The sequence below is a fragment of the Pseudoalteromonas sp. SR45-4 genome (genome assembly GCF_014163535.1).
Lineage (GTDB): Bacteria > Pseudomonadota > Gammaproteobacteria > Enterobacterales > Alteromonadaceae > Pseudoalteromonas > Pseudoalteromonas nigrifaciens.
In genome coordinates this window covers 1-9,210 of record NZ_JACJDO010000069.1, presented here as the reverse complement: position 1 = coordinate 9,210, position 9,210 = coordinate 1, and the positions used below count along the sequence as shown (strand labels likewise).

Genomic DNA, 9,210 nt, shown 5'->3' with positions numbered 1-9,210 from the left:
TTGAGGAGCAAGGTTTATATTCAATGGAAAAAGTAAGTACAGGATGGCTTGCTCAATCGGCGTTTAGAAAATAAGCCGAAGGGATAGAAGAATACAGGAGCCGTATACGAGGCCCGTACGTACGGTTCTGTGAGAGGGATGAGGCAAAAGCCTCACCCTACTCGATGATTTTTAGAATTTATAAAGTAAGCACAAGCTATTTAAAAAGTGAAAGCGTACTTAATGCTTGCATGCTAAAATTCTGCTTTATATAACCGTGTAATTGAGGTTTCTATTGCCTACTACTGATTATCAACAAGTGTTGAATGACATAACCCAAGAGGTAGCTCCTTTATTATCACAAGGTAAAGTGGCCGATTATATTCCGGCGTTGGCAGAGGTTGATCCCGAGCAGTTTTCTATTGCTATTTACACCACCTCAGGCGAAACATTTTGCGCGGGTGATTGTACGCAACAATTCACTATTCAATCTGTATCAAAAGTAATGACATTAACGCTAGCATTACAACGTTATGGTGATGAACTATGGCATCGCGTGGGAAAAGAGCCATCAGGAACTGCATTTAATTCGCTTACTCAGTTGGAATTTGAAAAAGGCATACCTCGTAACCCATTTATTAATGCAGGTGCGATTGTAACCTGCGATGCTTTATATAGTCGCTTATCGGCTCCGATGCATACTATGCTTGAAACATTTCGGGCTTTATCGGGGAATAGGTGTATAGCAATAGATAAAAAAGTAGCAAACTCAGAATATGAGTTTAGGCATAGAAATGCGGCTATGGGGCATTTAATGAAGTCATTTGGTAACTTTGAAAACGAAGTAGATGACGTGCTTTGGGCTTACTTTAACTTTTGTGCAATTGAACTAAATTGTATTGAGCTGGCAAAAGCGTATAACTTTTTAGCTAATAATGGGATTGATAATACCTCAGGTAAACGGGTGTTACCGAGCCGTCAAACTAAGCAGCTTAACTCTTTACTCTTTACCAGTGGTTTATATGATGCAGCAGGTGATTTTGGCTATAGGGTAGGTATGCCGGGGAAATCTGGGGTGTCTGGTACGGTTTTAGCTGTATTGCCTAATAAATTTACGGTTGCGGTATGGTCACCAGGGTTAAACTCTTTTGGCAACTCGGTGGCGGGGATAGCAGCATTAGAGCTGCTATCTAAAAAACTCGATATTTCAATATTTTAAGGAGTTATAGCTCCTTAAAATATTATTTATCCCAGTAGACTAGTTCGAGGCAATCTTCGCGCTCTGGTAAACCACGAGATAAGCGAGGAGAGTGCTGCACTAATACTTCAAAGCTTGCTCTATTAGCGTATTTACTTATTTGTGACAATGACGAATAGGTAATTGCTTTTTGCTGGTGTTTTGCTGAGTTACTGACGTTTATTTTATGATAAACATTGGCAGATAAATCATGTAAAACAGCTGCTAATGCACAATCACCAGCACCATTGGTGTTTTTGATTGAATCAGGGCCACCCATAAATGGGGCTGTGTGGCTATAGGCTCTAATTGGATCATCGCAGTCAGCTTTGCGCATAGCACGTGAAAACTCATAACGATTAAAATCTGGGATTGCACCAGGTAATAATGTGTACTCAGTTTCGCGTTTTAATTGCTCGTCAACGTAACCTGCCATGAATAAGCCTTTTTCGCCAGCAGTACAAATTACCAAGTCGACCCAATCAAGCGCTTTATCAGCAGCTAGAAGGGGATCTTCAAAACCAGTAATTGCCAAGCCTTCCTCTTCGTTCATTGCAAGAATATCAACATGTTTTTCAACAAAGTTAGCCCACCAGCTTGGATCTTGTTCAATTAAGAATTTAGTTCCAAGTGTAAGTACCACTGGCACACCAGCATCATTAGCGTATTTAACCGCTTGTATAGTGGCTTCTGTCATGGTTTCTGCACCTTGAGTGCGCATTAAATAAGCACTGATCACCAACGCAGATGAATTTTCAATAAGGCTTTTATCGATTGATTCAGGGCGTAAGTGGTTCATTAACCCTGCACTGATAGCAAAGGTGCGCTCACCAGTTTCATCAATAAGTGTAAAGCAGCGACCAATTGGTCCATCTACTGGCTGTAAGTAATCTAAATCTACGCGGCTTGAGGTATTACATAAAAAGCGATAAGCATAACTGCCTATATTTATGTTTTCACTCATTACGCCCAATAGCACAGATCTGTCATCAGCAAGTACTGAATAGTTGTGCATAGTATTACCAACGGTTCCGCCAGCATACTCGTAGTCAACCATTTCATGTAACTTTAAACGCTCATATAAGGCGTTGGTGACGTCACTATCTATAACTTGTGACATGCCTCGTTGCAGCTTAAATTCATCAAGGAAAGCTTGATCGACCTTGGCTTCGATATCGACAACAATCTGATCGATTCCGGTAATATAGCTACGGTGTAATCTTTCTGTGGCGTTAAGTTGATTAGTTAGTGGATCTTTGGCTTCCACTGGAAAATAATGTTTATGCCTGCGACGTCCAGGAAATTTCATTTGCTACCCGTATTGTGAGCTAAATAAAAAAAGCGTGAGATTATAGCGCGAATCCCCCCTTAGGAGCCACGATAAACCGTTTTAATTTGTTTTATTTTTGCAATAAATGCCGTAATTACGCACTTTAATTAGCTAACTTGATATAATCCATGCATAAAAAATAATTAAAGTAGCTTCAATGAACGAACGATTTGATGACAACTATTGGATGCAACAAGCGTTAACGTACGCAAAGCAAGCAGAACAACTAGATGAGATCCCTGTTGGTGCCATTCTTGTTAAAGACAATCAGCTTGTTGCTGCAGGGTATAACCGTTCTATTACTGATAATGACCCATCAGCTCATGCTGAAATGATAGCTGTACGTAAAGGCGGTAAAGCACTTAATAATTATCGTTTAATTGATTGCACGCTTTATGTGACCTTAGAGCCATGCTCTATGTGCGCGGGGTTATTAGTGCACAGTAGAATTAAGCGTTTAGTGTTTGGTGCTGCCGATGCTAAAACAGGATCTGCTGGCTCGATTATGAATTTGTTGCAAGAGCCTAAGCTAAATCATCAGGTGGAGGTATTAGGTGGTGTACTAGAGGGGCAGTGCGCTACTATTATATCTGACTTTTTTAAGCGCAGAAGAGCGCAAATTAAGGCAGCCAAAAAGGCTGCTCGTAATAGCAATGAACTTTAACTTGCTGCCATTAAAGCATCTAGCTCTGCCATTTTTTGCATTGCAAACATGCGGCGGCGCCAAATTATTTTTTTATGTAAATTACGCAGCATAACGCGGCGTCGAGTTGCTGTTGAGTTAATTGTTTTTCGTTTGAATCTTTGCGTGCGTTTACGTTTTAGCATGTTTTCTCCTAATGCAATAATGAGAAATGCACAAATTATATCCAAATTACTCAGATGTTTATCATTAATTAATGTGAATATATAATTAACACACATTATTGAACATTTGATGACAAGTAAACAGTTTTTTAATTACCCAGGGCGTATTTATTAGAGTAATGAATTAGTTGTTATTATTATCGTTTGTCAGTTTACTATTTTGCTTCAACCTCATCCCCAATTTTAGGGGCAACTACAGGTGCTTCTGGTTTTTCTTCTATTGCGTTATTTTCATCAAGCCAAACTAGGGCATCGTAATAACGGCGAATATTATCAACATAGCTCACCGCAACATCACCACGAGAATAGCCATAACGCGTTTTTCGGTAGTAACGTTTTTTAATTAGTAATGGTAAGCGCTTTTTAACATCGGCCCACTTATCAGGGCTTGCGCCTTGTTGTTTAGTAATAATTCGTGCGTCGTTTACATGTCCCCAGCCTACATTATACGCAGCAAGTGCGAGCCAGGTTCTGTCTGGTTGTGGAATACGATCAGGGATACGTTTAATTAGTTTACTTAAGTATTTTGCGCCACCGCGAATATTTTGCTCTGGCTCTAACCTATTAGTAACCCCAACTTGCTTAGCAGTATTACGGGTTAGCATCATAATTCCTCGCACCCCAGTTGGTGATTTTGCTCGCGGGTTCCACATAGATTCCTGATAGCTTAATGCTGCGAGTAAACGCCAATCAAGTGTTCCTGCATATTGTTCAAACCATGGTTGGTATTTAGGCAGTGTTTCTTTTATTGCTTCAATATAGGCAAGTGTATTTACGTAGTTAAATTGACGAACGTGACCAAAGTATTTTTCTTCAAGTACATAAAGTTGATTATTTTGTTTTGCTTCACCAAAAAAAGGGACTAATAAAGCATAAAGCGAATCGTCATTTGATTTACGCAGCATCCACGCGATCGGGTCGTTATGCGTAATTGAAAAACCAATACTTAAATTAGGGTGATAACGACGAAATAACGATAACGTATGGGTGTCGGCTAAAGTGTAATCTATTTCGCCATCAATAACGGCTTGTAGTAACTCTTCTTCGTCAAATTCTTCGGTTTCGCTCCAGTTAAGTTCTGGATTGCTTTTTTTTACTTTTTGTAAAGTAAGTGAGTGACTACTTTTAGCTATAACCATGAGATTACCAGTTAAATCATCATAGTCGCGTGGTCGCTCTATACCTTGTTTATACACTAGTTTTTGACTAATGGTTCGGTAGGTAGGGCCAAAACGATATTGTTGTGCACGTGTTTTATTATAGGTAAGGCCTGAGGCAATTAAATCGAGATCACCGCTTTGCAGGCGTGCAAACATGTCTGATAAATTAAAAAATGGGACTATTTCAAGCTCTACACCTAAATAGTCTGCAAAGGCCTGAGAAAGCTCGTATTCAAAGCCTTGCTCACCTTGTACTGCCTGATAATAGTTACTGGCACTGGCTAATGTACCCACTCTAATTTTGTTTTGCGCTTTTATTTGGGCAAGTTGAGTCGACTGCTCTTGTATATCGCATGCACACAACAGCATAACTAAAGTAATAATTATGATTAGTTTTTCTTTCAACATTGTTTGCCTCTTTAACGCCCTAATCCCCGTTATAACAAAACTTAGCCATTACGTCACTTAGCGTTTAGTTTTATTCGTTTCGAGTGCTGTAAATAAAGAAAAAAAGTTAATTTTATGAAAAGCGAAATTATGAGTTAAATCTAAGTGCTACTTAGACTATAATGTTGCCCTAAAATATCGTTCAATCCCTAACCCCGGATGAAATTATCTATGTTGATCCTTCGTGGTGCACCAGCACTTTCAGAGTTCAGAGTTAATAAAATTTTAGCGCGTTGCCAACAATCGCAACTTCCTGTCACCAACGTATATGCTGAATATGCGCACTTTGCCGACTTAACATCGCCATTGAGTAGCGCTGAGCAAACCAAGCTTGAAAAACTATTAACCTACGGTCCAACTATTGCTGAGCATACCCCAGCAGGTAAACTTGTATTAGTAACACCTCGCCCTGGCACTATTTCGCCTTGGGCTTCTAAAGCAACCGACATAGCCCATAACTGTGGCTTAAAGCAGGTTCATCGTGTTGAACGCGGTATTGCTTATTATGTTGAAGGTGAGCTAAACGCAGAGCAACTTTTACAAGTAACGGCGTTATTACATGACCGTATGACCGAAGCAACCCATAGCCAGTTTGAGGATGCTGCGCAACTATTTCGCAGTGATGCACCGCGTCAAATGTCATCTGTAGACATTTTAAGTGGTGGGCGAGAAGCGCTTGCAATTGCTAACGTTGAACAAGGTTTTGCCCTTGCAGATGACGAAATAGATTACCTAGTAGAAAACTTTATAAAGTTAGGCCGTAATCCTAACGATATCGAATTGTTTATGTTTGCCCAAGCAAACTCAGAGCATTGTCGTCATAAAATATTTAATGCAGACTGGACAATCGATGGTGAAGAGCAGCCAAAGTCGCTGTTCAAGATGATTAAAAATACTTTTGAGAAAAACCCTGAAAATGTATTGTCGGCATATAAAGACAATGCCGCGGTAATGAAAGGCTCAAAAGCGGGGCGCTTCTTCCCCAATGCGCAAGGTGAATATGCGTATCATCAAGAAGACATCGAAATACTAATGAAAGTTGAAACTCATAATCACCCAACCGCCATAGCGCCATTTTCAGGTGCTGCTACAGGCTCAGGTGGTGAAATACGTGATGAAGGTGCTACTGGCCGTGGTTCTAAACCTAAAGCTGGTTTAGTTGGATTTACTGTTTCTAACTTACGTATTCCTGGTTACGAGCAACCGTGGGAAAGTGATTTTGGTAAACCTGGGCGTATTGTCACCGCTTTGGATATTATGACTGAAGGGCCGCTTGGCGGCGCTGCATTTAATAATGAGTTTGGCCGTCCTAACTTGTTAGGTTACTTTCGTACCTATGAAGAGCAAGTGACAAGCCATAATGGCCTTGAGGTACGTGGTTACCACAAACCAATTATGCTTGCCGGTGGTTTAGGTAATATTCGCACAGACCATGTACAAAAAGGTGAAATTCCTGTTGGTGCTAAGCTCATTGCTTTAGGTGGCCCAGCAATGAACATAGGCTTAGGCGGCGGTGCAGCATCAAGCATGGCGTCTGGGCAATCAAATGAAGATTTAGATTTTGCTTCAGTACAACGCGAAAACCCAGAAATGGAACGTCGTTGCCAAGAAGTTATCGACAAATGTTGGCAGCTAGGTGATGAAAACCCAATTGCGTTTATTCACGATGTGGGCGCCGGTGGTTTATCAAACGCATTTCCTGAACTAGTAAATGACGGTGGCCGTGGTGGTAAGTTTCAACTACGCGATATTCCAAATGATGAGCCAGGTATGGCACCACACGAAATTTGGTGTAACGAATCGCAAGAGCGTTATGTACTTGCCGTAGGTGTTGAAAATTTTGACCGTTTTGAAGCTATTTGTAAGCGCGAACGAGCACAGTACGCGGTAATAGGCGAAGCGACTGCTGAGCCACACCTAACGGTTGCCGATAGCCACTTTGATAATAACCCTGTTGATTTACCACTAGACGTATTATTAGGTAAAGCACCTAAAATGCATCGCGATGTAACCTCAAAGCAGGTTGTAGGTAAAGCACTTGATGTTACAAATATTAATGTAGCAGATGCGGCGCAGCGTTTATTGCGCTTACCAACCATTGCAGAAAAAACCTTCCTTATTACAATTGGCGATCGCTCGGTAACAGGCTTAGTAGCGCGCGACCAAATGGTTGGCCCTTGGCAAGTGCCTGTGGCTAACTGTGCTGTAACTGCTGCTACATACGACACTTACCATGGTGAAGCTATGTCGTTGGGCGAGCGCACTCCTGCAGCGCTATTAAATTACGCTGCATCGGCGCGTTTAGCTGTGGCAGAGTCGTTAACAAATATTGCCTGTGCAAATATTGGTAGCCTTGAAAATATTAAGCTTTCGGCTAACTGGATGGCAGCAGCGGGTCACCCTGGTGAAGATGCTGGTTTATATGAAGCAGTAAAAGCCATAGGTGAAGAACTTTGCCCAGCGCTTGGTTTAACAATTCCAGTAGGTAAAGATTCTATGTCGATGAAAACGACATGGAAAGATGAAGGTGATTCACAAGAGAAATCAGTAACATCACCGCTATCGTTAATTATCACTGCCTTTGGCCGTGTTGACGATGTACGTAAAACAGTGACACCGCAGCTACGTACCGACAAAGGCGAAACATCACTTATTTTAGTTGACTTAGGTGCGGGAAAAAACCGCATGGGCGCATCAAGCTTAGCGCAGGTTTATAAGCAATTAGGTGATATAACGCCTGATGTTGATAGCCCAGAGTTATTAAAAGGCTTTTATAACGCCATGCAAGTATTGGTAGCTGATAGTAAGTTACTTGCTTATCATGACCGTTCAGACGGTGGTTTATTTACCACAGTTGCCGAAATGGCATTTGCTGGCCACACAGGTGTAACTGTTGATATTAATGGCTTAACAGGCAACGACATTGAAGCGCTTTACAACGAAGAGCTTGGCGCTGTTATTCAAGTGGCTAATAGTGATTTAGATGCAGTTAATGCGGTACTTAAAGATCATGGTTTAGCGACAATTAGCCATATTATAGGTACGCTTAATAGCGACGATGCGATTGTATTTAACCGCGGTAAAAATACCGTACTGAGTAACACGCGTACAGAGCTGCGTACTATGTGGGCAGAAACAACGTACCAAATGCAGGCGCGTCGCGATAACCCTGAGTGTGCTAAGCAAGAATTTGATGCTAAATTTGATGTTAAAGATCCTGGCTTAAACGTTAAGTTAAACTTTGACTTAAACGAAGATATAGCAGCACCGTATATTGCAACAGGCGCTAAACCACCAATGGCTATTTTACGTGAGCAAGGAGTTAACTCTCATCTAGAAATGGCTGCCGCATTTAATCGTGCTGGTTTTGCTGCCATTGATGTACACATGAGCGATATTCTAGAAGGGCGTTTATCGCTTGAGCAGTTTAAAGGCTTAGTGGCGTGTGGTGGGTTCTCTTACGGTGACGTATTAGGTGCAGGCGAAGGTTGGGCTAAGTCGATATTGTTTAACGACATGGCGCGTGAACAGTTCCAAAGCTTTTTCCACCGTGAAGATACCTTTAGTTTAGGTGTGTGTAACGGTTGCCAAATGTTATCTACTTTAAAAGAGTTGATCCCAGGTACTGAGCATTGGCCACGTTTTGTAACTAATAAGTCAGAGCGTTTTGAAGCACGTTTTAGCTTAGTAGAAATACAAGAAAATCCATCGGTATTCTTTAATGGTATGGCTGGTTCGCGTATGCCAATTGCAGTATCGCACGGTGAAGGTCATGCTGAATTTGCAAACGATAACGCAGTTAAAGCAGCATTAGACTCGGGTACTGTAGCGGTTAAGTTTGTAGATAACTACGGTAATCCTACAACGCAATACCCAGCAAATCCAAATGGCTCGCCAGAAGGGATTACAGGTATTACCTCTACCGATGGGCGTGCAACTGTAATGATGCCGCATCCTGAGCGCGTATTCCGTGCTGTTGCTAACTCTTGGCACCCAGATGAGTGGATCGAGGATAGCCCGTGGATGCGTATGTTCCGCAACGCGCGTAAAAATGTAGGTTAATAACCTTACTGCTCAATTTAGGTTCATTTAAGTTGAGTATAATAAAAGGCTGCCTTGTGCAGCCTTTTTTGTTTATGATTACCTAGAACCTAGAACCTAGAACCTAGAACCTAGAACCTAGAACCTAG

At 41.4% G+C, this 9,210-nt stretch carries 6 protein-coding genes; 3 read left to right on the top strand and 3 right to left on the bottom strand.

What is annotated here, in order from left to right:
- The first annotated feature begins 274 nt into the window (after window positions 1-274).
- A complete protein-coding gene (gene glsB / locus H5058_RS17695) occupies window positions 275-1,198 on the top strand; it encodes a glutaminase B (RefSeq protein ID WP_011328992.1) in 924 nt (307 codons plus the stop codon).
- A 22-nt stretch (window positions 1,199-1,220) separates the two neighbouring features.
- Here glsB and H5058_RS17690 read toward each other — a convergent pair whose 3' ends face one another.
- On the bottom strand, window positions 1,221-2,525 hold the full coding sequence (locus H5058_RS17690) for an inosine/guanosine kinase (protein ID WP_179807596.1): 1,305 nt from the start codon (window positions 2,523-2,525) through the stop codon (window positions 1,221-1,223).
- A 178-nt stretch (window positions 2,526-2,703) separates the two neighbouring features.
- Here H5058_RS17690 and tadA point away from each other — a divergent pair, with 178 nt between their 5' ends.
- Window positions 2,704-3,210 carry a tRNA adenosine(34) deaminase TadA gene (gene tadA, locus H5058_RS17685; protein ID WP_179807595.1) on the top strand — a complete coding sequence of 169 codons (507 nt, stop codon included), beginning with the start codon at window positions 2,704-2,706 and terminating at the stop codon, window positions 3,208-3,210.
- On the opposite strand, the gene H5058_RS17680 is transcribed toward tadA, so the two are convergent.
- Both H5058_RS17680 and mltF read right to left on the bottom strand, forming a co-directional pair.
- Window positions 3,207-3,374: a hypothetical protein gene (locus H5058_RS17680; protein WP_167376939.1), complete on the bottom strand. Its 168-nt coding sequence runs from the start codon at window positions 3,372-3,374 to the stop codon at window positions 3,207-3,209. The genes tadA and H5058_RS17680 overlap by 4 nt on opposite strands.
- Before the next feature lie 194 nt (window positions 3,375-3,568).
- Entirely contained in the window at window positions 3,569-4,981 is a 1,413-nt protein-coding gene (gene mltF / locus H5058_RS17675; RefSeq protein WP_011328988.1) for a membrane-bound lytic murein transglycosylase MltF, read from the bottom strand.
- A gap of 210 nt (window positions 4,982-5,191) precedes the next feature.
- Here mltF and purL point away from each other — a divergent pair, with 210 nt between their 5' ends.
- Window positions 5,192-9,082 carry a phosphoribosylformylglycinamidine synthase gene (gene purL / locus H5058_RS17670; protein ID WP_182679310.1) on the top strand — a complete coding sequence of 1,297 codons (3,891 nt, stop codon included), beginning with the start codon at window positions 5,192-5,194 and terminating at the stop codon, window positions 9,080-9,082.
- The last annotated feature ends 128 nt before the right edge of the window (window positions 9,083-9,210 follow it).